Origin of the sequence: Kitasatospora sp. NBC_00070 (assembly GCF_045041205.1) — a bacterium.
In the GTDB taxonomy this organism is placed as follows: Bacteria; Actinomycetota; Actinomycetes; order Streptomycetales; family Streptomycetaceae; genus Kitasatospora.
This window is the reverse complement of record NZ_CP108247.1, coordinates 6322013-6346331: the sequence shown is the minus strand read 5'-3', so window position 1 is coordinate 6346331 and position 24319 is coordinate 6322013. Positions and strand designations below refer to the sequence as shown.

Annotated in this window: 17 protein-coding genes and 1 riboswitch; of the genes, 6 read left to right on the top strand and 11 right to left on the bottom strand. The window is 74.0% G+C overall.

The genetic code is table 11. From position 1 onward, the window contains the following. Window positions 1–123 precede the first annotated feature (123 nt). Window positions 124–244: riboswitch (cobalamin riboswitch) on the top strand. A gap of 97 nt (window positions 245–341) precedes the next feature. Beyond that, on the top strand, window positions 342–3953 hold the full coding sequence (gene cobN / locus OHV05_RS28865; RefSeq protein WP_405020276.1) for a cobaltochelatase subunit CobN: 3612 nt from the start codon (window positions 342–344) through the stop codon (window positions 3951–3953). 313 nt (window positions 3954–4266) lie between these two features. Here the strand turns inward: cobN and OHV05_RS28860 are convergent, their stop codons facing one another. After that, window positions 4267–5610 (bottom strand): glycoside hydrolase family 18 protein, encoded by a 1344-nt coding sequence (locus OHV05_RS28860; RefSeq protein WP_405020275.1) that lies wholly within the window; start codon window positions 5608–5610, stop codon window positions 4267–4269. Between the two features lie 264 nt (window positions 5611–5874). Between OHV05_RS28860 and lnt the strand changes: the two genes are divergently transcribed. Then, on the top strand, window positions 5875–7416 hold the full coding sequence (lnt, locus tag OHV05_RS28855; RefSeq protein WP_405020274.1) for an apolipoprotein N-acyltransferase: 1542 nt from the start codon (window positions 5875–5877) through the stop codon (window positions 7414–7416). Here the strand turns inward: lnt and OHV05_RS28850 are convergent. Both OHV05_RS28850 and OHV05_RS28845 read right to left on the bottom strand, forming a co-directional pair. Beyond that, window positions 7392–8156, bottom strand: coding sequence for a VOC family protein (locus OHV05_RS28850; protein ID WP_405020273.1), 765 nt, complete (start codon window positions 8154–8156; stop codon window positions 7392–7394). The genes lnt and OHV05_RS28850 overlap by 25 nt on opposite strands. Window positions 8157–8169: 13 nt before the next feature. Then, window positions 8170–9078 carry an NADP-dependent oxidoreductase gene (locus tag OHV05_RS28845; protein ID WP_405020272.1) on the bottom strand — a complete coding sequence of 303 codons (909 nt, stop codon included), beginning with the start codon at window positions 9076–9078 and terminating at the stop codon, window positions 8170–8172. Between the two features lie 160 nt (window positions 9079–9238). Here OHV05_RS28845 and ribA point away from each other — a divergent pair, with 160 nt between their 5' ends. Beyond that, a complete protein-coding gene (gene ribA / locus OHV05_RS28840; protein WP_405020271.1) occupies window positions 9239–9868 on the top strand; it encodes a GTP cyclohydrolase II in 630 nt (209 codons plus the stop codon). A gap of 9 nt (window positions 9869–9877) precedes the next feature. On the opposite strand, the gene OHV05_RS28835 is transcribed toward ribA, so the two are convergent. Next, the gene (locus OHV05_RS28835) at window positions 9878–11098 is read right to left on the bottom strand and encodes an ATP-grasp domain-containing protein (RefSeq protein ID WP_405020270.1); all 1221 of its coding nucleotides are present in this window, start codon (window positions 11096–11098) and stop codon (window positions 9878–9880) included. Between the two features lie 273 nt (window positions 11099–11371). Here OHV05_RS28835 and OHV05_RS28830 point away from each other — a divergent pair, with 273 nt between their 5' ends. The 3 genes from OHV05_RS28830 (at window position 11372) to OHV05_RS28820 (ending at window position 15625) form a co-directional block, all read left to right on the top strand. Then, the gene (locus tag OHV05_RS28830; RefSeq protein WP_405020269.1) at window positions 11372–12589 is read left to right on the top strand and encodes an FAD-dependent oxidoreductase; all 1218 of its coding nucleotides are present in this window, start codon (window positions 11372–11374) and stop codon (window positions 12587–12589) included. Between the two features lie 101 nt (window positions 12590–12690). Beyond that, window positions 12691–14409 carry a glycosyltransferase gene (locus tag OHV05_RS28825; protein ID WP_405020268.1) on the top strand — a complete coding sequence of 573 codons (1719 nt, stop codon included), beginning with the start codon at window positions 12691–12693 and terminating at the stop codon, window positions 14407–14409. A 13-nt stretch (window positions 14410–14422) separates the two neighbouring features. Next, window positions 14423–15625 (top strand): family 16 glycosylhydrolase, encoded by a 1203-nt coding sequence (locus OHV05_RS28820; protein WP_405020267.1) that lies wholly within the window; start codon window positions 14423–14425, stop codon window positions 15623–15625. Between the two features lie 32 nt (window positions 15626–15657). On the opposite strand, the gene OHV05_RS28815 is transcribed toward OHV05_RS28820, so the two are convergent. The 7 genes from OHV05_RS28815 to OHV05_RS28785 form a co-directional block, all read right to left on the bottom strand. Next, complete coding sequence (locus OHV05_RS28815; RefSeq protein ID WP_405020266.1) at window positions 15658–16470, bottom strand: polysaccharide deacetylase family protein; 813 nt, start codon at window positions 16468–16470, stop codon at window positions 15658–15660. Next, on the bottom strand, window positions 16467–17489 hold the full coding sequence (locus tag OHV05_RS28810; RefSeq protein ID WP_405020265.1) for a glycosyltransferase family 2 protein: 1023 nt from the start codon (window positions 17487–17489) through the stop codon (window positions 16467–16469). The genes OHV05_RS28815 and OHV05_RS28810 overlap by 4 nt, the downstream gene beginning before the upstream one ends. Before the next feature lies 1 nt (window position 17490). Beyond that, window positions 17491–18861 (bottom strand): lipopolysaccharide biosynthesis protein, encoded by a 1371-nt coding sequence (locus tag OHV05_RS28805; protein WP_405020264.1) that lies wholly within the window; start codon window positions 18859–18861, stop codon window positions 17491–17493. A gap of 5 nt (window positions 18862–18866) precedes the next feature. Then, complete coding sequence (locus OHV05_RS28800) at window positions 18867–20165, bottom strand: glycosyltransferase family 2 protein (RefSeq protein WP_405020263.1); 1299 nt, start codon at window positions 20163–20165, stop codon at window positions 18867–18869. Next, window positions 20165–20998: a glycosyltransferase family 2 protein gene (locus OHV05_RS28795; protein ID WP_405020262.1), complete on the bottom strand. Its 834-nt coding sequence runs from the start codon at window positions 20996–20998 to the stop codon at window positions 20165–20167. Before OHV05_RS28795 ends, OHV05_RS28800 begins: the two co-directional genes overlap by 1 nt. A gap of 313 nt (window positions 20999–21311) precedes the next feature. After that, window positions 21312–23426 (bottom strand): putative bifunctional diguanylate cyclase/phosphodiesterase, encoded by a 2115-nt coding sequence (locus OHV05_RS28790; protein WP_405020261.1) that lies wholly within the window; start codon window positions 23424–23426, stop codon window positions 21312–21314. Then, the gene (locus OHV05_RS28785; protein WP_405020260.1) at window positions 23423–24229 is read right to left on the bottom strand and encodes an SAM-dependent methyltransferase; all 807 of its coding nucleotides are present in this window, start codon (window positions 24227–24229) and stop codon (window positions 23423–23425) included. Before OHV05_RS28785 ends, OHV05_RS28790 begins: the two co-directional genes overlap by 4 nt. Between the last annotated feature and the right edge of the window lie 90 nt (window positions 24230–24319).

Below are 24319 nucleotides of genomic sequence, written 5' to 3'. Positions count from 1 at the left end.
TGTCCGGTGCATCACGTACCCGCAGCTACCGGCCATGATCGGTATCACCCTCCGCACTCCCCCCGGCCCTGGTCCGCAGCCGGGGCGCACCCCGTACGATGCTGACCGGACGGGCCTGCCAGCCCAACCACCGCCAGCGACGGCAAAGTGGAGGAAACCGGTGCGAAACCGGTGCGGTCCCGCCACTGTGACCACGGCTCAGCCGTGGGAGCCAGGAACTCCTGCCGTCCTCACACTGCCCGGGGCGCGGACCTCGAGGAAGGCTTCACCATGCGCTGTCGCAGTTCCTCGCGAGTCCTCTGCCCGTCCCGGGGCGTCGTCACGGCCGGGAGGGCCCTCGCATGATCCTGCTCCTCTCCACCTCCGACACCGACCTGCTGAGCGCCCGCTCCTCGGCCGGCCCGGTCCCGTACCGCCTGGGCAACCCGGCCAGGCTCGGCGTCGAGGACCTGCCCGCGCTGCTGGAGGGCACCGACCTGGTGGTGGTCCGGCTGCTCGGCGGCCGCCGAGCCTGGCAGGAGGGCCTGGACGCGCTGCTCGCCGGGCCGCGCCCGGTGATCGTGCTGACGGGTGAGCAGGCGCCGGACGCCCAGCTGATGGAGCTCTCCACCGTCCCGGCCGGCCTGGCCGCCGAGGCGCACGCCTACCTCGCGCACGGCGGGCCGGCCAACCTGGGCGAGCTCGGCGCCTTCCTCTCCGACACCGTGCTGCTCACCGGCCACGGCTTCGAGCCGCCCGCCTCCGCCCCCGCCTGGGGTCCGCTGGAGCGTCAGGCCGCCGAGCACGACGGCCCGCTGGTCACCGTGCTCTACTACCGCGCCCACCACATGAGCGGCAACACCGCCTTCGTCGAGACGCTCTGCCGGGCGATCGAGGACCAGGGCGCCCGGGCCCGGGCGTTCTACTGCGCCTCGCTGCGCGGTGCCGAGCCCGAGCTGCTGGCCGAGCTGGGCCAGGCCGACGCGCTGGTCACCACGGTGCTGGCGGCGGGCGGCACCCGCCCGGCCGACGCCCAGGCCGGCGGCGACGAGGAGGCGTGGGACGCCGGTGCGCTGGCCGCGCTGGACCGTCCGATCCTGCAGGCGCTCTGCCTGACCTGGTCCCGCGCCCAGTGGGAGGCCAGCGACGACGGCCTGTCCCCGCTGGACACCGCCACCCAGATCGCGGTGCCGGAGTTCGACGGCCGGCTGATCACCGTCCCGTTCTCCTTCAAGGAGCTCGACCAGGACGGCCTGACCGTCTACGCCGCCGACCCCGAGCGCTCCGCCCGGGTCGCGGGCATCGCGGTCAAGCACGCCCGGCTGCGCCATGTCCCGGCCGCTGAGCGGCGGTTGGCGCTGGTGCTGTCCGCGTACCCGACCAAGCACGCCCGGGTCGGCAACGCGGTCGGCCTGGACACCCCGGCCTCCGCGATGCGGCTGCTGGCCCGGCTGCGGGCCGAGGGGATGGACATCGGCACCGCCGTGCCCGGCCTGGACCTCGACACCGAGGACGGCCACGAGGGCGACGCGCTGATCCACGCGCTGATCGCGGCCGGCGGCTACGACCAGGACTGGCTGACGGAGGACCAGCTCGCCCGCAACCCGGTCCGCATCCCGGCCGCCGACTACCGGCGCTGGTACGCCGACCTCCCGGCCGGCCTGCGCGCCAAGGTCGAGGAGCACTGGGGCCCGGCCCCCGGCGAGCTGTACGTGGACCGCTCGCAGAACACGGACGGCGACATCGTGCTGGCCGGCATCCGCTCCGGCAACCTGCTGGTGCTGATCCAGCCGCCGCGCGGCTTCGGCGAGAACCCGGTGGCGATCTACCACGACCCCGACCTCCCGCCGAGCCACCACTACCTGGCCGCCTACCGCTGGATCGAGGCGGCGCAGGCCGACGGCGGCTTCGGCGCGCACGCGGTGGTCCACCTCGGCAAGCACGGCAACCTGGAGTGGCTGCCCGGCAAGACCGCCGCGCTGTCCGCCGAGTGCGGCCCCGACGCGGTGCTCGGCGACCTGCCGCTGGTCTACCCCTTCCTGGTGAACGACCCGGGCGAGGGCACCCAGGCCAAGCGCCGGGCGCACGCCACCCTGGTCGACCACCTGGTGCCGCCGATGGCCCGGGCCGAGTCGTACGGCGACATCGCCCGGCTGGAGCAACTGCTCGACGAGCACGCCAACATCGCCGCGATGGACCCGGCCAAGCTGCCCGCGATCCGGGCGCAGATCTGGACCCTGATCCAGGCCGCCAAGCTGGACCACGACCTCGGTCTGGAGGAGCGCCCCGAGGACGACGGCTTCGACGACTTCCTGCTGCACGTCGACGGCTGGCTGTGCGAGATCAAGGACGCCCAGATCCGGGACGGCCTGCACGTGCTCGGCCAGGCCCCGGCCGGGGTGGACCGGGTCAACATCGTGCTGGCCATCCTGCGGGCCCGGCAGATCTGGGGCGGCGTCAGCGCGCTGCCCGGCCTGCGCGAGGCACTCGGCCTGGACGAGGCGGCCCTCACCCTGGGCGCCACCGACGCGGCCGAGGCGCAGGCCCGGGCGCTGGTCGAGGCGATGGAGGCCGAGGACTGGGCCCCGTCGGCGGTCGAGAAGGTCGCGGCCGGGCACCCCGAGGCGGTGCGCGAGGTGCTCGACTTCGCGGCCCGCGAGGTGGTCCCCCGGCTCTCCGCCACCACCGACGAACTCGACGCCGTACTGCACGCGTTGGGCGGCGGCTTCGTCCCGGCGGGCCCGTCCGGCTCGCCGCTGCGCGGTCTGGTGAACGTGCTGCCGACCGGCCGCAACTTCTACTCGGTCGACCCGAAGGCCGTCCCCTCCAAGCTCGCCTGGGAGACCGGGCAGGCGCTGGCGCAGTCCCTGGTGGACCGCTACCAGGCCGACAACGACGGCCAGTTCCCGCCCTCGGTCGGTCTCTCGCTCTGGGGCACCAGCGCGATGCGGACCGCCGGTGACGACATCGCCGAGGCGTTCGCGCTGCTCGGCGTCCGGCCGGTCTGGGACGACGCCTCCCGCCGGGTCACCGGCCTGGAGGCCGTCCCGCTCGCCGAGTTGGGCCGCCCCCGGATCGACGTCACGCTGCGGATCTCCGGCTTCTTCCGGGACGCCTTCCCGCACGTGGTGGCGCTGCTGGACGACGCGGTACGGCTGGCGGCCGCCCAGGAGGAGGCCGAGGACGAGAACTTCGTCCGGGCCCACGTCCAGGCCGACCTGGCCGAGCACGGCGACGAACGCCGGGCCACCACCCGGATCTTCGGCTCCCGCCCGGGCACCTACGGCGCGGGCCTGCTCCAGCTGATCGACAGCCGGGACTGGCGCACCGACGCCGACCTGGCCGAGGTCTACACGGTCTGGGGCGGCTACGCGTACGGCCGCGAGCTGAACGGGCGCCCGGCCCGGGAGGAGATGGAGACCGCCTACAAGCGGATCACCGTCGCGGCCAAGAACACCGACACCCGCGAGCACGACATCGCCGACTCGGACGACTACTTCCAGTACCACGGCGGCATGGTGGCCACCGTGCGTGCCCTCACCGGCAAGGCCCCGACCGCCTACATCGGCGACTCGACCCGGCCGGAGACGGTCCGCACCCGCACCCTCACCGAGGAGGCGGCCCGGGTCTTCCGCGCCCGGGTGGTCAACCCGCGCTGGATCGAGGCGATGCGGCGGCACGGCTACAAGGGCGCCTTCGAGATGGCCGCCACGGTGGACTACCTGTTCGGCTACGACGCCACCACCGGCGTGGTGGCCGACTGGATGTACGAGAAGCTCACCCAGGAGTACGTGCTCGACCCGACCAACCGCGAGTTCCTCAGCGGCGCCAACCCCTGGGCCCTGCACGGCATCAGCGAACGCCTGCTGGAGGCCGCCGAGCGCGGGCTCTGGGCCGAGCCCGACCCGGCCCTGATCGACGCCCTCCGGACCGCCTTCCTCGAAACCGAGGGCGACCTCGAAGGCGACGCCTGACCCAACCCGCCTGCCTGCACCCCAACTCGCGGGGCGCAGGCAGGCGCTCTACTTTTTCCAGGCGCTCGGGCATCTACGGTGCAGGGGCTCGGGGAACTGCGAGGAGATCTGGCGCCGGGGTCACTGCGAAAGTGCCTGACCACCTACGCGACGATCACCTTTTCCGAGGCCGGCGTCGCAGTTCCCCGAGCCCCCTGCTGTGCTGAACCACCTGCCAGAAGGTCGGCGTCGCCCACGCGGCGGAGCCGCACATCAACAGGGCCCCGAGCCCCTGACTCTTCCGAAGCACCTGCCAAAAGGGTTGGCGGAGCCGTCAGCGGTGGCTGAGGCCCTGGTCGATGGCGGCGTAGAGTTCGCCGTTCGGGGTGTCGCCGTCCAGGGCCCAGACCATGGCGCCGCCCAGTCCGCGCAGCTGGACGTAGGCCGCCTTGGTACGGAGCACCGTCGGGTCGTCGTACGTCCAGAGCGTGGTGCCGTCGAACAGCCAGGCGCTGCCGATGCCCCGGTGGACCTGGTAGGTGCCGGAGTCCGCGAGCTTCTTCAGGGCCTTGTAGTCCTCGGTGCCCGCGACCCAGGTCGCGGGGGCGGGGGCGGTGGCCGGCTGGTCGAGACCGTTGCCGCCGCCGGTGACGCCGGTCCAGCCCTGGCCGTAGAACGGCATGCCGACCACGAGCTTCTTGGCCGGGGCGCCGCGCCGCAGCCAGTCGTTGACGGTCTGGTCGACGCTGAAGTCGCCCTTCTTGGCGAACAGCGCGGACTGCTGGGCGGTGGTCTTCTCGCCGGAGACGTGGAAGTCGTAGCCCTGCAGGTTGACGAAGTCGAAGTCCCGGGTGATCTTGGCGACCTCGAAGCCGGCGTCGATCTTCGCCGGGTTGGCGGGGGCGTACGCGCTCAGGTCGAAGTGCTTGCGCTTGGCCAGCGACTTGCCGTACGCGTCCAGCTGGACCCGGAACTCGTGCACCAGCTTGGTGAAGTTCTGCTTGTCCTCGGGGCGGATGCCGTTGCCGGGGGCGCCCTCGGAGCCGGGCCACTCCCAGTCGAGGTCGATGCCGTCGAACAGGCCGGCCGCGGCGCCGACGCCACCGCGGGCGCCGTCCACGGGCAGGTTGCCCTTGATGTAGGTGTCGAGGCAGGAGGCGACCAGCGCCTTGCGGGAGGCGTCGGTGCGCACCGAGTCGGAGAAGTGCGCGGATCCGCTCCAACCGCCCAGCGAGATCATGACCTTGAGGCCGGGGTTCTTCGCCTTCAGCTCACGGAGCTGGTTGAAGTTGCCCGCCAGCTTCTGCTCGGCGGTGTCGGCGGTGCCGTCCACCGAGTTGGCCGCGTCCACCGGGCGGACGTAGTCGGCCCACGGGTCGGCGCCGGGCACGTTGCCCACCAGGCACTTGCCGTCCGCGCCGATCGCGCCGAAGGCGTAGTTGATGTGGGTGAGCCTACCCGCCGTACCGCTCGTCGCCAGGTCCTTGACCTGGTAGTTGCGGCCGTAGATGCCCCACTGGGTGAAGTAGCCGACCCGCTTGTAGGTGTACGGGCCGGACTGTCCGTGCTCGCCGCCCCCGGAGGAGGACGCGCTGGCGGCGGGGGCGAGCGAGACGAGCAGTCCGAGGGCTGCCGCGGTGGCGCCGACGGTCAGCTTGGTGATGGATCGGTGAGGCATTGGCTCTCGTTCCTGTGAGAACTGTGCGGAGCTGTGCTGCAGGGAAAGTATTGGTCTGAACCAATGGCGTCAACCGGTTGTCCGCCATGCAGAACTCCCGGCCCGGCCTCTTGACAGGCCCACCCCGCCCCTCGCCGAGTCCTGGACCGGACAAGGTAGTTGACGAACCAGCAACCGGCACCGTCGGGCCGGCGCCCCCGGTCGGCCCCGGCCCGAGGCGCGGTGGTCCCGCCGACTCCGGCGGGACGGGTCTAGCGTGGGGGCATGAGACCGCCTGCCTCGCTCCGCCAGCCCGCCCGGTACGCCTCGGTGTTGGCCGGGGCGCTGCCCGTGCTGACCTTCCCGGCGGCCGGTCTGGCGTGGCTGGCCTGGGTGGCGCTGGTGCCCGGGCTGGAACTGATGCGGCGGGCGGCGACCGGGCGGGAGGCGGCGGTCCGGGGCTGGTGGTTCGGGGCGGGGTTCATCCTGACCGCGATGTACTGGCTGGTGCCGTCGATCGGCCCGGGGCTGCTCGCGCTCGCGGTGGTCTTCGGGGCGCTCCAGGGTGCGGTCGGGCTCGCCGTGCACCGGCTGCTGCACCAACCGGCCACCCCGGGGCGGGCCGCGCTCGCGCTGCTGGTGGTGCCGTCGGTCTGGGTGAGCACCGAGTTCGTCCGGTCCTGGCACGCGCTCGGCGGGCCGTGGGCGCTGCTCGGTGCGAGTCAGTGGCAGCACCCGGCGGTGCTCGGGCTGGCCTCGGTGGGCGGGGCGTGGCTGGTGAGCGCGGCGGTGGTGGCCGCCAACGTGGGGGTGCTGATCCTGCTGACCGGCCGTCGGCTCCCGGTCCGGCTGCTGGCGGTGTCGGCGGTGACCGCGACGCTGCTGGCCGGTCCGCTGCTGTTCGCCGCCCAGCGCGCGCCCGCGCCGGGCGACACCGCGACCGTCGCACTGGTCCAGCCCGGCCAGACCGCCGGTCCTGAGGAGCGGCTGGCCACCGGCGAGCGGATCACCGCCGAACTGGCCGGCCGGCCGCTCGACCTGGTGGTCTGGGGCGAGAGCAGCACCACCGAGGACCTGGACCGCTCCCCCGCGACACTGGCCCGGCTGCGGCAGCTGACCGTCGCCACCGATGCCCCGCTGCTGGTCGGCGAGGACGCCAGGAAGGCGGACGGGAAGATCTCCAAGGACGCCGTGCTGGTCACCCCGGACGGCGTGGCGGAGCGCTACCGGAAGATCCGGCTGGTCCCGTTCGGCGAGTACGTCCCGCTCCGGCCGGTGCTCGGCTGGCTGACCGGGGTGAGCAAGGCGGCGGGCGAGAACCGGGCCCCCGGCGCCGCCTTCCACCTGCTGCACGGCACCGACCGGGCGGGCCGGCCGCTCCCGTTCGGCGCCCTGGTCTGCTTCGAGTCGACCTTCCCCGACATGTCCAGGGTGGCGGCGGCCGACGGCGCCCGGATGCTGGTCTTCCAGTCCTCCACCTCGACCTTCCAGTCCTCCTGGGCGCCGCAGCAGCACGCCTCGCTGGGTGCGCTGCGGGCCGCCGAGACCGGCCGCCCGGTGGTGCAGGCGGCGCTGACCGGCGAGTCGGTGGCGTACGACCGGCAGGGCCGCCGGCTGGCCGCACTGGGCACCGACGACAGCGGCGCGCTGACCGTCACCCTGCCGCTGGCCGCGCCGGGCGCCGACACCTGGTACCTGCGGCTCGGCGACTGGGTCCCGTACACGGCGGCGGCCGTCACGCTGGCCGCCGCCGTCGGTGAGCTGCGCCGCCGCCGGGCGCCGGAGCGGCGGCCGGCCGAGCGTCAGCCCGAGGTGTCGTCCAGGTAGATCCCGAACACCGCGCCGAGCGGGTCCCGGAGCACCGCGAGCCGGGGCCCGTCCGGCACGTCGGTGGGCGGCAGCACCGCCTCGGCGCCCAGCCCCACCGCGCGCTCGGCCGACAGGTCCACGTCGGCGACCGAGAAGTACGGCATCCAGTACGGCGCCAGGTCGGCCGGGAACTGCTCGCCCATGTCCAGCACCCCGCCGAAGTCCCGGCCGTCCAGGCCCCACTGGGTGTACGACTCGGCGGGGCTGACGCTCCATCCGAACAGCTCCGGGTAGAAGGCCAGCGCGCCGGGCACGTCCCGGGTGGCCAGTTCGATCCAGCCCAGCGACCCCGGTTCCGCCAGCACCGCCGCGCCCCGGAAGGCGCGGGCCTGCCAGACCGAGAAGACCGCACCCGCCGGATCGGCCAGCACCGCGTACCGGCCCAGGTCGAGGGCCTCGGCCGGCCCCGTCAGCACCCGGCCGCCGGCCGCCGTGGCGGTGGCCGCGGTGGCGTCGACGTCGGCGCTGGCGAGGGACACCGTCCAGACGCCGGGCCGCCCCGGGGCGGACAGCGGGGTGATCGCGGCCACCGGGTCGTCCCCGAGCAGCATCACGGTGTAGCCGCCGCCCGCCGGGTCCGGGTCAGTCTCGGGCCGCCAGCCGAACAGCTCGCCGTAGAAGGCCCGGGCGGCCCGCGGGTCGGCGCTGCCCTGCTCGACCCAGCAGGGCGCGCCCGGCCGGCTCTCGGTGATCCTCATCGGGTGCGCCCTCTCAGCGGATCTCGACGACGCACTTGCCGCGCGCGTGGCCGGACTCGACCGCGGCCATCGCCTCGGCCGCGCGGTCCAGCGTGAAGGTCTCCGAGACGTGCGGGTCCAGGCCGCCGTTGGCGACCAGCGCCGCCAGTGCGGTCAGCACCTCGCCGCTGTTCCGCCGCTTCACGAACGCGCCGCCCAGCTCGACGGCGGCGACCGGGTCGACGGTGGACACCAGCCGGCCGCCGGGGCGCAGCGCCGCCGCGGCGGACCGGACATCGTCGCCGCCGATCAGGTCCAGGATGCCGTCCACCCCGCCGGGCGCGGCGGCCTTCACCCGCCCGGCCACCCCCTCGCCGTACGCGATCTGGGTCGCACCCAGGCTCGCCACGTACTCCCGACTCTGGTCGCTCGCGGTGCCGAGCACCTTGACGCCCCGGGCCACCGCGATCTGCGCGGCCGCGCTGCCGACCCCGCCCGCGACGCCGAGCACCAGCAGCACCTGACCGGGCGTCAGGGCCAGCTGCTCGACCGCGTCGTAGGCCGTCGCGGCGGCCACCGGCAGGGTGGCCGCCTGGGCGAAGGACACGTCGTCGGGCACCTGGGCGGCGTTGTCCGACTCCAGCAGCGTGTGCTCGGCGAACGCCCCGCCGGGGGTGGGCCCGAACACCGGGTCGCCGACCACCAGGCCGGTCACCCCCTCGCCGAGCACCTGGACCACCCCGGCCGCCTCCAGTCCGAGCACCCGCGGCGTCGGCTGCGCGGTGCCGAACAGCCCCTGCCGGACCTTCCAGTCCGCCGGATTGACCCCGGCCGCGTGCACCGCGATCAACAGCTGCCCCGGCCCGGGCACCGGCACCGGCCGGTCCAGGAACTCCTGTCGCTCCGGCCCGCCGTACGCCACGAATCCGAATGCCTTGGACATGTTCTTCCTTCGCTCGGGAGCTCGTCCGCCTTCACCAGCTTGCGGGCGGCGGGCCCGGGGCGGAGGGGGATGCTGAGCCGAACGGGACAGCCCGGAAGGATGTTGTTCAAATTGGAACAACAGTGTACGGTCGTTCGAAACAGCCCGAAGGAGGTCCGGCATGACGGATCAGCTGAGCACCGCGACGGTACGTTCCAACGTCCAGATCCCGCTGGTGTTCCCGGACGGCTACCGGGTCACCGCCGAGGTCTTCACCTTCCACGGCCTGACCGACGGCGCCGAGCACCTGGCCCTCCGGCTCGGCGAGCCGGGCCCCGGTGCGCCGCTGGTCCGGCTGCACTCCGAGTGCCTGACCGGCGACGTGTTCGGCTCGGCCCGCTGCGACTGCGGCCCGCAGCTGCGCGAGGCGGTCGAGCGGATCGCCGAGACCGGCGGCTACCTGCTCTACCTCCGCCAGGAGGGCCGGGGCATCGGCCTCTACAACAAGCTCGACGCCTACCAGCTGCAGGACCAGGGTCTCGACACCTACGCGGCCAACACCGCGCTCGGTCTCCCCGAGGACGACCGCGACTACACCGCCGCCGCCCAGATGCTGCGCACCCTCGGCGTCACCGGCGTCCGGCTGCTCAGCAACAACCCCGACAAGGCCGGCCAGCTGGCCGGGCTGGGTATCGAGGTGACCGAGCGGGTCCCCACCGGCGTGCACGTCTCGGCCAGCAACGTCCGCTACCTCCGGGCCAAGGTCGAGCACACCAACCACGCCATCGCGCTGACCGAGCTGGTCGGCTGAGCCGCCCTGTCAGGGCCGGCGCGCCGCCCGGCGCAGCCGCTCCGCCACCGTGCCGGTGAACCGGGCCGCCTCGCCGAGCGCGGGCAGCGGGTCGTCCCGGCAGAGCCAGCCCCGTTCGGTGGCCGCCCTGGGCAGCACGTCCACCGGCGGCCGGCGCTCCCGCCAGGCGGTGACCACGGCGGACGGCAGGTCGAGCTGACCGACCCCGAAACTGCGGACCAGCTGGGGGCCGGCCGGGATCCGACGGCCCGTCAGCCCCAGGTGCAGGGCCCGCACCACGTCCACCCCGGCGGTGCTCTGGAACAGCCGGAACTGCGCCCCGGTGCGCGGGTTGAAGTCCACCAGCTTGTACTGCCCGTCCCGCCGGTCCAGCCGCCAGTCCAGGTCGGCCACCCCGTGGTAGCCGATCCGGCCGCAGAACTCGGCCGCCAGATCGGCGAGTTCGGGATTGGGCAGCGACTGCGCCCGGGTGGTGACCCCGGCGCCGGGTGGCCAGGAGCGGAGCTTGCGGCCGGTGAAGACCAGCGGCGGGGCACCGTCCGGGCCGCAGTACAGGTGGGTGATCCAGTCCTCGGCCTGCTCCGGCGGCAGGTACTCCTGGACCAGCACCGAGGGCACCGGCTCCGGCTGGCAGGCGGCCTTCAGCTCGGCCTCGTCGTGCACCACCGTGGTGTGCCGGACGGCGGGGGCCCGCAGCCTGGTCCACGCCTCCAGGTTCTTCAGCACCAGCGGGTAGCCGTGCTCCCGGCCCACCGCCAGCAGCTCCCGGTACCCCTGCGGCGCCCAGGCCGCCGGGCTCGGCACGCCGTACCGGCGGCAGACCTCGAACAGCCCGGCCTTGCTGGCCAGCAGCCTGGGCAGCGTGGGCGGCACCGGCGGCAGCAGGAAGTACCGGGAGAGTTCCCCGGCGTGCTCGGCCAGCAGCACGGCCGCCTCGTCGTCGGTGGCCACCGGCACGGTCGGACGGCCGATCGCGGCGCCGATCTCGAGCAGCACGGCCAGCAGCGCGGCCGGTTCCTCCGAACCGTCGGTGCGGCGGACGAAGGCACCGGTGAGGTAGCGGGAGAGCGCGGCCGGGGTCCAGCGGTCCTCCACCATGGCGTAGACCGGGACACCCAGCCGGCCGAGGGTACGGATCACCCCGACCCCGCCGTGGTGCTGCGGGTAGTGCCCGATCTTCACCAGCAGGGCGGGGGTCGCGCGGTCCGGCTCGATCCGGGCTTGCGGCATGTCGGCCTCATCGCTGGTGCTGTCCGGCGCCGGACGGGCGATGCCCCCTCCCCGTGCCGTGCCGGTGAGGACAATTCTCGCGCCACCGGGGCCGGTCGGGCCAGTGCAGGGGCGCACGAGTACGCAGCGACACCGGCCGTGACCCGAATGGGGGGTGTTCCCGGTCGCCTCCGCGGGTGCACCCTGGACTGAGGGGTGCTCCGTTCGAGGAGGGCGCCGGATGTTGACCAACCGTCTGTTGACCGTCTGTCGGACCGGGTCGGGGTGGTCGTCGTGACCACCGCCGAAGCGGTGCCGGTGACCGTGATCGGAGCCGGCCCGTACGGGCTCGCCACTGCCGCCCACCTGCGCGGCAGCCGAGTGCCGCTACGGGTGTTCGGTGAGCCGATGGAGAGCTGGCGGGCCCGGATGCCCGCCGGGATGTACCTCAAGTCCACGCCCTCGGCCTCCTCCATCTCCGACCCGGCCGAGGTGCACCGGCTGGACGACTTCCGGACCGCCGACGGCCGGGTCACCGGTGGCGACCTCTATCCGGTCCCGATCGACGAGTTCATCCGCTACGGCCTCTGGTTCCAGGAGCGTTGCGTGCCCGCGCTGGAGCGCACCACGGTGCGCCGGATCGACGCCGGGCGGACCGCCTTCCGGATCGCGCTGGAGGACGGCGAGGAGTTCACCAGCCGTCAGGTGGTGCTGGCCACCGGCCTGGGCGCGTACCCGTACCTGCCCCGGGAGTTGGCGCCGCTCGCCGAGGCGGGCCTGGCCTCGCACTCCTCGGAGCACCAGGACCTGACCCGGTTCGCCGGGCGGCGGGTGGCGGTGCTGGGCGCCGGGCAGTCCGCCCTGGAGAGCGCGGCGCTGCTGCACGAGGCCGGGGCCGAGCCGACCGTGGTGGCCCGCACGGACACGGTGCTGTTCGGCACCCCTCCGGAGACCGACCGCAGCACCGACCGGACACTGACCGTCCGGGTGACCAAACCGGGTTCGCCGCTCGGGCCCGGTTGGTCGCTGTTCGCGTTCAGCCGGGCGCCCGGGGCCTTCCGGCACCTGCCGGACCGGACCAGGCTGCACTTCGTCCGCACCGTGCTCGGGCCGTCCGGCGCCTGGTGGCTGCGGGACCGGGTGGAGGGCCGGGTGCCGGTGCTCACCGGCCACCGGCTGGGCTCCGCCCAGGAGTCCGCCGGGCGGGTCAGACTGGCCCTGCACCGGCCGGGCGGCGGCACCGAGCTGCTGGACGCCGACCACGTGCTGGCCGCCACCGGCTACCGGGTGGACGTCGACCGGCTCGGCCTGCTCGGGCCCGAACTCCGGCGCGGGCTGCGCCGGATCGAGGGCGCGCCCCGGCTGGACCAGACCTTCCAGTCCTCGGTGCCCGGCCTGTACTTCACCGGGCTGGCGTCGGCGGCCACCTTCGGGCCGCTGATGCGGTTCGTCTGCGGCACCGGTTTCGCCGCCCAGCGGATCTGCGCCACCGTCGCCGGGGCCGTCCGGTGAGCCCGTCACCACCCGGCCGGCCCGGGGCACCCCCGTGCTAGCCACCGCGTCCGGCGCCGACACCGGGGAGGACGCCGCCGGCGGCCGGCCGGCGGGCCAGGGTGCCGGCGCCGTACCTGGTGCTGCCGGTCGCGCTGCTGCTCTGGCTGCTCTCGCTGCGCTCGGTCGACCTGGCCGCGATGAACGACCTGGGGCTGCTCCAGGTGCTGCCGCCGCTGTACTGGATCGCGGTGGTGCTGCTGACCCTCGGCTTCTGGCTGGCGCTGCGTGACCCCCGGGTCCGCACCGGGTGGCTGACGGCGTATCTGCTCGGCCTGATCGGGATGATCCACGCCACCCCGAGCCTGCTCTACCCGACCCTGCGGTACTCCTGGGCCTGGAAGCACATCGCGGTGCTGGACGCGATGATCCGCAACGACGGCGCGGTGCCGCGCCCCGGCGGCTTCGACATCTACAACCAGTGGCCCGGCTTCTTCGTGCTGAACGGGCTCTTCCTGCGGGTCACCGGCACGGAGTCGGCCCTCGGGTACGCCGCCTGGGCCCCGGCCGCCACCAACGCCCTGCTGATCGCGCCGCTGCTGCTGCTCTACCGGACCTTCACCACCGACCGGCGGCTGGTCTGGGGCGCGCTCTGGGTCTACTACTGCTGCGCCTGGGTCGGCCAGGACTACTTCGCCCCGCAGGCGTTCGCCTTCCTGCTGTTCGTCACGGTGCTGGCCCTGGTGGCCGGGCAGCTGCCGAACGGCGGGACCGGGCCGGGCGGCGGCGCCCGGCCCTCGCTCACCCCGGCCCGGGCCGCCCCCAGCCTCGGCCGGCTGCTGGTGGTGCTGCTGCTGGAGGCCGCGATCGTGGTCTCGCACCAGCTCACCCCGCTGATGCTGCTCTGCTCGCTGACCGCGCTCGCGCTGCCCCGGCGCAACCGGCGGGCGGTGCTGCCCGCGCTGGCCGGGCTGCTGGTGCTCACCGGCGTCTGGTACTCCACGGTGGCCCGGCCCTTCCTGGCGGCCAACCTGTCGGACTTCGCGGCCGGGCTGACCTCCCCGGAGGGCAACGTCGTCTCCGGGCTGGCCGGCCTCGGCGCCGCCGCGCCCGGCCAGGTGGTGGTGGCCTGGGTGGACCGGGGGATGTCGGCGGCGGTGATCCTGCTCGCGGCGGCGGCGGTCTGGCGGCAGCCCTGGGTGCGCCGGACCGGGCTGCCGCTGCTCGCGGTGGCGCCGCTGCCGCTGCTCGCCGCGAACAGCTACGGCGGCGAGATGATCTTCCGGGTCTACCTGTTCGCGCTGCCCGCCAGCGCCTTCCTGGTCGCCGCGCTGCTGCGCCCCGGGCGGCTGCCCGCCCTGCGTTCGGTCACCTCGGTGGTGGTGACGCTGGGCCTGCTGGGCGGCCTGTTCTTCGGCTACTACAGCAAGGAGAACATGAACTACTTCTCCCCCGGCGAGGTCACCGCCGCCCGCCGGATGATCGCGCTCGCCCCGCCCGGCGCGGTGATCGTCTCGGTCACCGGCGACGTACCGGGCGGCGTCGCCGAATACGACCTGCACCCACGCATCCAGCTCACCCAGGAGAGCCGGGAGACCCAGCAGCTGCTGCTCGCCGACCCACTCGCCGGGCTGATCAGGGCCACCTCGTTCGCCGAGGCCGGCACCCCCGCGTACCTGATCCTGAACCGGGGTCAGGCCGCCGAGTGCTACCTGACCGGCGTACTGCCGGCCGACACGGTGGCCCGGCTCGGCACCGCGGTGGACGGGGCGCCCCGGTTCACCGTGGTGTACCGCAACGACGACGCGGTGGTCTACCGCTTCGTCCCGAACGCGGCCTGAGGAGGCGTCACCGATGACACCACGGGTCTTCCGGCGGGTCCGGCGCTCGAAGCTGACGGTCCCGCTGCTGCTCGCCGCCTCCGGCTGGGTCGCGCTCGGCGCGCTGGCCCTCCCCGCGCCGGTCCGACTGCCCGTCACCCTGGTCTACCTGCTGGTCGGGCCCGGCCTGGCGCTGAGCAGGCCGCCCCGGGCCGGACGGCGCGCCCTGACCACGGTGGTCCTGGCGGTCACGCTCAGCCTCGCCGTCGAGACGCTGCTGGCGGTCGCACTCTTCCTGGGCGGCTGGTTCACCCCGGCCCGGGCCGTCCTGCTGCTCGCCGTGCTGACCACCTCGGCGGTGCTGGCCCGGCCGCCGTTCGGCCGGGTGGCGCTGGCCGCGCTGCTGCTGGTCACCGCCTGCAACGCGGGCAGCGGCACGGGCCAGGAGGTGTGGAACACCCCGGGCGCGCCGTCCAACGCCAGCGGCCCGGCCGACGGCGCCTCACCGGCCGCCCCCGGGCCCTGGCAGCTGGTCTTCCAGGACGAGTTCGACGGCGCCCGGCTGGACCGCAGCCAGTGGGCCACCTGCTACGACTGGAACGACCGGGGCTGCACCAACCGGGGCAACCGGGAGCTGGAGTGGTACCTGCCGTCCCAGGTCTCGGTCGGCCGCGGCCTGCTCACCCTGACCGCCGAGCGGCGCGGCACCGACGGCAGCGACGACCGGCGCTACCCGTGGACCTCGGGCATGGTCAGCACCGGCCGGGACGGCTGGAACGCCCAGCCCCGGTTCACCTTCACCCGGGGCTACTTCGCCGCCTCGATCCGGATCCCGGCCGAGTCGGGCATGTTCCCGGCCTTCTGGCTGATGCCCGCCGGCCGCACCACCCCGCCCGAGCTGGACGTGGTCGAGTTCCTCGGCGACACCAGCGCCACCACCGCCCAGCTCACCGTGCACTGGCCGGGCCCGGACGGCTCCGACCAGCACGACGCGGCGTACGTCGGCCCGGCCGACTACCCGGCCGGCTTCCACGTCTTCGCGCTGGCCTGGGAGCGCGACTCGCTCACCTGGTACGTCGACGGGGTGGCCCGGCACCGGGAGACCGACCCGACCAGGATTCCGGACCAGCCGATGGAGGTGCTGCTCAACCTGGCGGTCGGCTACCCCAAGGCCCCGCCGGACGGCGTGGACACCGCCCGGCTGCAGGTGGACTGGGTCCGGGTCTGGCAGCACTGAGACCGACCGGCCCACCGATCCGGCGGCGGGTCTCAGATCTCCGGCGGCCCGCCGACCGGGCTGCCCACGGCGGCCCTGGCCCGGCGGTAGAGCCGCCAGCCCTTGGTCCGCAGCTGCTCCCTGAGCGGTGCCACCGGGGCGCCCTCGCCGTGCGTCCAGCTCCGGAACCGCTCGGCCGGGGTGTCGGCCCGGACCATCAGCCGGGCGATCCGCAGCGGGTCGTCGTTGCCCGAGCTGAGGGCGTTCAGCACGGCGCTCGCGGAGCTGAACCCGGCCTCCGAGACCTGTCGGCGGACGACGGCGCTGGAGTAGCCGTGCGGGTAGGCGAAGGAGGTCACCGGGTGGCCGAGCACGTCCTCCAGCTCCTGCCGGCAGCCGACGATCTCGCTCGCCAGCAGGCGGCCCGGCAGGGTGTCCAGCTGCGGGTGGGTCCGGGTGTGCGCGCCGATCTCCACGCCGCAGGCGTCCAGCGTGGTCAGCTGACGCCAGCTCAGCATCGGGGCCGGCGGCAGCAGGCTGCCGGCCGCCACCCCGCCCGGCGGGTGGATCGCGCCGGTGGTGACGAACAGCGTGGCGGGCAGGCCGCGTTCGGTCAGCAGCTGGGCCACCGTCCAGTAGAAGTCGGCGAAGCCGTCGTCGAAGGTGAGCACCGCCGCGTCGGCGGGCAGTGCCGGGCCGCCGCGGAGCGCCGCCACCAGGCGGTGCAGCGGGACGACGGTGCGGCCGGCGTCGGTGATCCGGTCCAGCTGCTCGGCGAAGGTGCGCGGGGTGACGGTGAACGGTGCGATCCAGGGCGGCGGGTCGTCCGACACCGAGTGGTACAGGAACACCGGGACGACGGTCATGGCGCACCCTCCGGGTCCTCGGCCCGGTGCGCCGGGCCGACCAGCCGGCCCAGCGTGCCGGCCCGGCCGAACCGGCCGTTGGCGTAGCCGGTCAACGTGGCGGCCACGCCCAGGGCGAGGGCCGCGAGTTCGCGCGGGCCGCCGCCGCCGGGACGGACCGTCCTGGCCATCCCGCGCGGCACCGTGCTGCGCAGGTAGCGGCGTTCGCTGGCCAGCGCCGGGCCCTTCCCGGTGTGCCGGGCCACCACCGCCTTGGAGAGGCCCTCGGCGTAGCAACGGGCCCGGAAGTAAGTCCAGTTGGTCCGCCCCTCGGGGACCCGGTGGCTGACCCCGGCGGCCGGTTCGTAGCGCAGTTCGACCTCCGGCCGGCCGGCCGCCAGCCGGATGCACAGCTCGGTCTCCTCGCAGCCGAGCGGCCGGTTGCCGATCCGGCCGAGGTCGGGGCGGAAACCGCCGGCCGCCAGCAGTTCGGCCCGCCGGAAGGACATGTTGGCGCCGATGAAGTTCCTTACCCGGGCGGCCTGTTCGGGCATGCCCCGGTAGGAGCAGCCGACCACCCAGTCGAACTCGGGCGGGAACCAGGCGGGCCGGCCGGTCTCCCAGCGCGGCCGGACCAGGCCGCCGACGCCCAGCACCCGGGGGTCCAGGTACCCGGCGAGCAGCCGCTCGGTCCAGTCCGGGTCGGCGGTGGCGTCGTCGTCCAGGAAGGCGACCACGTCGCCCCTGGCCAGCGCCACCCCGGTGTTCCGGGCGCCGGAGAGGCCGGCCTGCTCCCGGTTCGCCACCACCCGTACGCCGGCCAGCACCCCGGCCGCGCGGACGGCCAGTTCGGGGCAGTGGTCGACCACCAGCAGCAGCTCGTCGGCGGGGGTGTGCTGGCTCTGCAGCGAGCCGACGGCGGCGACCAGGTCGGGCCAGCGGGCCATCGTGTACGAGCAGACCACCACGCTCAGGGTGAGCCGATGCCCCGTCAGCTGCGTTCCGGCCCCCGGGCGGACCGGGTCGAGTCGGTCGGTCATCTCACTCGCTTCCCTTCGTCGTCCGGGGGCTCGTCTCCCGGGGGAGCCAGCGCGGCAGCGTGACCAGCAGCGGCAGGGCCAGCAGGCTCTCCGCGATCAGCCAGGCCAGGCCGACGCCGGTCAGGCCGTACAGCGGGATCAGCCAGACGGTCAGCGCGAGCACCACCACCAGCAGGGTGGCCTGCAGGCCGATCACCCAGCCCATCGCCCGGCGGGCCCGACAGACGTCGATGGCGACGCCGAGCACCAGGTTGGGCAGTGCGGAGAGGGCGAGCAGGCGCAGCAGGGTGGTGCCGTTCGCGGCGTAGTCCGGGCCGAAGGCGGCCAGCACCCAGGGGGCGGCGACCACCAGCAGCAGGACTCCGGTGCCGACCAGCAGTCCGGCGTGCCGGAGCACCCGGCGCCCGTGCTCGGCCAGCCGTTCGGGGGCGTGGGCGGCCTCGACGATCAGCGAGCTGCCCATGTTGAGGGTGGCCAGGTAGCAGGTGTAGGCGATCACCCAGGCCAGCGAGAAGTAGGCGTTCTGGTCGGCGCCGAGCCGTCCGAGCACCAGCAGCGGCATCAGGCTGTAGGCGGCGGTCCGCAGCAGCGCGCCGACGTAGTCCGCGGCCGCGTAGCGCACCAGCCGGGGCGGTGGCACCCCGTCCCGGTCCGCCTTGGCGTGCGCGGGTACGGCCCGCCCGAACAGGTAGCCGTTGGTGACCACCAGCGAGACCACCAGCGCGGCGCTCCAGGCCAGCAGGATGCCGGAGTCCAGCGCCAGCAGGGCGAAGCCGACCAGCAGGACCGCCTTGGCGACCGCGAACAGCGTGTTCTCGCCGAGCACCCAGCCGGGCCGGCGCAGCCCGGTGAGTGCGCCGTCCTGGAGCACGAACAGGGTGTACCCGGCGCTGGCGGCGACGAAGGCAACGGCCACCGCCGGGTCGCGCAGGAAGTCGAGGCCGGGGGCGAGCACCGGGATCAGCAGCAGGAAGGCCACCGCGGCGAGCACGCTGGCCGCCGAGCTGACGGCGTAGCAGCGCAGCAGCAGCAGCCGGGTGTGCGGCCCGGCGGTGGGGACGAACCGCATCAGCACGTCGCCCAGGTTGAACTGGCCGACCCCGGAGAGCAGCGCGGCGGCGGACAGCGCGGCGTAGCTGCGGCCGACCGTCTCCGGGCTGTACCAGGCGGTGGCGAGCAGCCAGAAGAACGCGCCGAGTGCCGCACTGAGCAGCGAACTGGCGGTCAGCACATGGCCGTTGTGCAACAGCGGCTCGGACGGGACGGCGGCCCTGAGCCGGGCCCGGAGCAGGGCCGGGTAGGAGCACTGGCAGGGCAGCGGCAGCGGGCAGCCGCAGTCGGCGGTGCCGGACCCGGAGAGGGCGGTGGCCATCGCCCTCACTCCGCTCTGGCCTGGTGCAGCGAACGAAGGTAGCCGACCGGCCCGTACAGCATCCCGCGCAGCTCCAACGCAGCCATCCGGGTGGACCGTCGGCCGCTCGGCGTGGTGCGGCTCCGGGCCTGGGCGGCGGCCTGCCGCACCCCGCGCGGGATCCGGCGCAGCAGCGCGGGCAGCAGCCGGGGTTCGGCGGCCACCGCGGCGGCCAGGTAGGCGCCCAGCCCTGCGCCGTAGCCGTAGAGCTGGGCGGGCAGCGCGTCCGGGGTCCGGCGGTGCCGGTGCCAGACGATCGCGTCCGGCTGGTAGCTGAGCACGTGCCCGCTGGTGACGATCCGGAAGAAGGCCAGCAGGTCGTCGCCGCCGTGCGCGGGGGTGCCGACACCGGTGGCGGGGTCGAAGCCGCCGATCGCGCGCAGCAGTCCGGTCCGGAACGCCATGTTGGCGCCGGAGCCGAACCGCCCCGCGGTGAACGGGAACAGCGGGTCGCCGGACGGCTGGTCGAGCGACCAGCGCCGGGCGGCGAACCCCTTGTCGTAACCACCGTGCTGCTGGAGCGCGGCCTGCGCGGCGGTCTCCAGCTCGGCGGGCAGGATCAGACCGGTGACGCAGCCGGCGTCCGGGTCCTCGGCGAAGGCCGTGGTCAGGGCGGTCAGCCAGTCCCGGTCGACCAGCGTGTCGTCGTCGGTGAAGGCGATCAACTCGCCCCGGGCAGCGGCCAGTCCGAGGTTGTGGGCCCGGGCCAGGCCCGCCACCGGCTCGCGCAGGTAGCGGACCCGGTCGGCGTACCGCTCGCGGATCAGGGTCTTCGCGTCGTCCCCGGCCGGGGCGTTGTCGACGACCAGCACCTCGTACCGCGGGCTGTCGATCCGCAGCACGGAGTCCAGGCACTGGCGGAGCAGCTCGGGCCGGTTGTGGGTGGCGATCACGACGCTGATCCCGGGCGGTTCCGCGGACGACCGGGCGCCGCCGACCCGACTGCGGGGCGCCCGGACCGTCGCGGTGGTCAACTGGTGTGCGGTGATGCGGATCTCGCTGAAGGCGGCTTCGACCAGCGCCCGGCGCAGACCGACCGGATCGTCGGCGCTGCCGGTGGCGGTGACCAGTCCGAGCGGGTGTCCGTGCAGCCGCACCAACGCCAACACGCGGCCGTCCGGAGTGGCCGGCCCGGTGCCGCCGGGCGAGCGCAGCTCACCGGGTTCGGCCAGGTCCAGTTCGACCACGTGGACGGGGGTGTAGAGCGAGTCCCGGGCGGCGGGGCAGGGGCAGGCCGTTGCGGCGCGCCGGTCGATGCCGTTCATCACCGCTCCCCCGAGGCGTGGCCGGCCGTTCCGCTGCCGCCAGGACGTTCGGCGAGCAGCGTCCGTAGCACCCGGCGGCCGTCCGAGACGGCGTGCAGGTGCGAACGGCCACTGCGGCGGGGAAGTTCGAGGCTCGGCACCTCGGCGATCCGCAGGCCGGACCGCAGCGCGTGCGCGATCATCTCGGCCTCGATCTCGAACCCGGCCGAGCGCAGGTCGAGTTGGTCCAGGAAGTCCCGGCGGAAGGCGCAGAATCCGTAGCAGAGGTCGGTCAGTCTGGTCCGGTAGAGCCGGTTGACCACGGTCAGCAGCGCCAGGTTGCCGAGCGCCCTGATCCGGGTCAGGTCCAGTGAGCCGCCGCCGGCGATGCACCGGGAGCCCTTCACGAAGTCGTAGCCGTGGTCCAGGAAGTGCAGGTAGTGCGGGATCTCGCCGGGCCACATCGAGCCGTCGGCGTCCATCATCACCACGTACTCGCCCTCGGCGGCGGCGAAGCCGGTCCGCAGCGCGTTGCCCTTGCCGGGGGCGCTCTGCTGTACCTTGCGGACGGTGGGCAGGCAGTGCTCGGCCATCGCCACGGTGGCGTCGGTGGAGGAGCCGTCGACCAGGATGACCTCGTCGACGCAGTTCGGGATCTGCTCGAACACCCAGGGGATGTTGCGGGCCTCGTTCTGGGCCGGGACGACCAGGCTGACCGAGTGCCTGGTCCTTGTCCGGTCGTCGACCCGGCGCATCGGCCGGTCGGCGGGCGGTCGGTCGGAGGCTCGTCGCCTGGGCCGGCCGTCGTCACGGGTCGGGTACGGGAGGACGTTGGGGGGCAGCGTGATGCTCATCGCGAAACGGCCTTCTCCGAGGCTGCGGGCACGCGGGCCCCCCACAGGCGTGACCCGGGAGACGGGGCGGACCGGCCGCGCTGGGCGCGGGGCGGGCCCCGGTTCTGGAATGAGAACGACGTGCGGCACGGCGGGCTGGTACGGACTCCCCCGAACCCCTCCGAAGTGCGCCGGTCGGTCTCGGGCGGCTGTGCGCCGACTGTCACGGGCAACTGGCGAATGAACTGGTGCCAGGGCCTCATCGTCCGCCCGGAGGGTGTCCCCTGTCAACCCTTATGTCCGCATTGTGAATTCCGCAGACCGAACCCTCCGGCTACGGCCTGCGGCGCTCCTCGGCGATCCGCCGGGAGATCTCGTCCGGCCGGACCGGGCGGCCGAAGTGCCAGCCCTGCGCCCAGTCGCAGCCCATCTGCCGCAGCCGCTCGGCGTCCGCGCCGCTCTCCACGCCTTCGGCGGTCACGGTCAGGCCGAGGGTGTGCGCCAGCGAGACCAGTCCGCTGACGATCCGCCAGCCGGTGTGCGCGTCCTTGGCCGGGTCGTGCAGGTCGCCGACGAAGGAGCCGGCGATCTTCAGGCAGGAGACCGGCAGGTCGCGCAGGTAGGCCAGGTTGGACCAGCCGGTGCCGAAGTCGTCCACCGCCAGCGAGACGCCGAGGTCGCGCACCCCGTGCAGGGCCTTCAGTGCCTCGTCCTCGGGACCGACCACGGTGGACTCGGTGATCTCCAACTGGAGCTTGCCGGGCGGCAGCCCGGTCATCCGCAGGATCCGCTCGACGTCGGTGACCAATCCGGCGTTGCGGGCCTGCCGGACCGCCAGGTTGACGTTGATCTGCGGCGCGTCCGGGCCGAACTCCCGTACCCAGTCGGTGGCCTGGCGGCAGGCCTGCTCCAGCACCCAGCGGCCGAGCGGCATGATCAGGCCGGTCTCCTCGGCCACCCCGATGAACTCGTCGGGCCCGAGCACCCCGAGCTGCGGGTGCCGCCAGCGCACCAGCGCCTCGACCGCGACCAGCGAGCCGTCGGCCAGCGAGCAGAGCGGCTGGTAGTCGATGAAGAACTCGCCCCGGTCCAGCGCGGCGGGCATCCGCACGGACACCGCGTACCGGCTGACCGCGCGGGCGTTCTCCTTCGGGTCGAACAGCGTCCAGCGGCCGCGACCGGCCTCCTTGGCCCGGTACAGCGTGAGGTCGGCGGCCCGGACCGCGGCGCCCGGGGTGGTGGTGGCCACCCGGCGCTCCAGCACGCCGACGCTGGCGCCGACCGCCAGCGAGTGGTCGCCCACCTGGACCGGCTTGGCCAGTGCGGCCAGCACCGTCTTGGCGGCCGCCACCGCCTCCTGCTCGCCCCGGCAGTCCTCCAGCAGCACCACGAACTCGTCGCCGCCGAGCCGGGCCACCAGGTGGCCGAGCGGGGTCAGGGCGGTCTCCAGCCGCTGCCCGACGGCGGCCAGCAGCTGGTCGCCGGTGTCGTGCCCGAGGCTGTCGTTGACCACCTTGAAGCCGTCCAGGTCCACGTAGCAGAGGCCGAACCTGGCCCCCGGCTCCGGCTCCTCGAACAGCTTCTCCAGCCGCTCGAAGAAGGCCACCCGGTTCGGCAGCCCGGTCAGCGGGTCGTGGGTGGCCTGGTGCCGCAGCCGCTCCTGCAGCCGGTACCGGTCGGTGATGTCCTCCAGCATGGCCACCTGGTAGAGCGGCACGCCCTCGTCGTCCCGGATCAGCGAGACGGTCAGGTGGGTCCAGACCACCTCGCCGTCCTGCCGGTAGTACGGCTTGTCGAACTGGAAGTACTCCCGGCGCCCGGCGATCAGGTCCTCGTACGCCTCCCAGACCCCCGGGGTGTCCTCGGGGTGCACCAGCTCGTCCACCCGACGGCCCGTCATGTCCGTCGAGCCGATGCCGAAGATCTCGCCGAGCGCCCGGTTGACCGAGATGATCTTGCCGTCGGTGTCGCCGATGCCGATACCGATCGCGGCGCTCTCGAACAGCGCGCGGAACTTGTTCTCCGACTCCCGGAGCGCCTTCTCCACCTCGCGCCGGGCGGTGTCGGCGGCCAGCCGGATCGCCTCCTGCTCGCGCAGCGTGCGCTCCCGCAGCGCCTCCGCCCAGCCGGCCGCGAAGGCGCCGCAGAGCGCCGGGCCCCGGCCGTCGCCGACCGGGCCGAGCTGCAGCAGCTCGACCGCCCTGGCCAGCACCGCCGGGTCGGTGAAGTGCGCCTCCACCAGCTGGGCGCCGGCCTGCCCGGCCAGCTCGGGCCGGAACGGCTCCTCGTGCTGGGCCCGGTGCAGCAGCACGGCCGTCCGGGACACCAGGCGGCTCAGGATGCCCGGGTGCACGGCCATGCCGTGGCCGCTCCGGAGCAGCCGCTCCCACTCCTGGTGGAACCAGGTGGGGGCGTCCACCCGGCCCGCCCCGTCCGACCCCGTGGTCACGGCAGCAGTCCGACGCCCGCCAGGCCGGTCATCCGCTCCGGGTGCGGACCGACCGACGCCGGGTCCTCGGGGCGCCACTCGGGCAGGAAGACCAGGCCGGGCTCGAGCAGCTCGAAGCCGTCGAAGAACGGGGTGATCGCCTCGCGGTTGCGCATCGTGATCGGGGTCGGGGTGCGCCTGTACAGGTCCTGGTGGGCACCGGCCTGGTCCGGCCGGCCCTCCAGCGAGGCGTGGCAGACCACCAGCGCGCTGCCCGGCGGCAACGCGTCCCGGAGCGTCCGCACCAGCCCGTACGGGTCGTCCTCCTCCGAGATGAAGTGCAGCACCGAGACCATCAGCAGGCCGACCGGCTCCCCGGCCGCCAGCAGGTCCACCACCTCGGGGCGGGACAGCAGGTCGTCGAGCTTGCGCAGGTCGGCCTCGACCACCACGCTCTGCGGGTCGTCCTTGAGCAGCAGGCGGCTGTGCGCGACCGCGATCGGGTCGTGGTCCACGTAGACCACCCGGCTGTCCGGCCGGATCGCCCGGGCGATCTCGTGCACCGGCCCGAAGGTCGGAATGCCGGAACCGATGTCCAGGAAGCGGGTGACGCCCTGCTCGGCCAGGTGCTGCACGGCCCGGCGCAGGAAGGCCCGGTTGGCGCGCATGATCTCGGGGAGCTCGGGCCAGAACTCCATCGCCTTCCGGGCCATCACCCGGTCGACCTCGAAGTTGTGCGAGCCGCCGAGGTAGTAGTCGTACACCCGGGCCGCGTTCGGCTTCTCGGTGTCGGTACCGTCGGGGACCCAGTTCGCTTGCTGCATGACGGCATCCCTACCGGACGTGGAGTGGACTACAAAGCATGAGGATCTTCCTATCATCGCCTCTCCGCTGCAAGCAGTGAAACAGGGGAG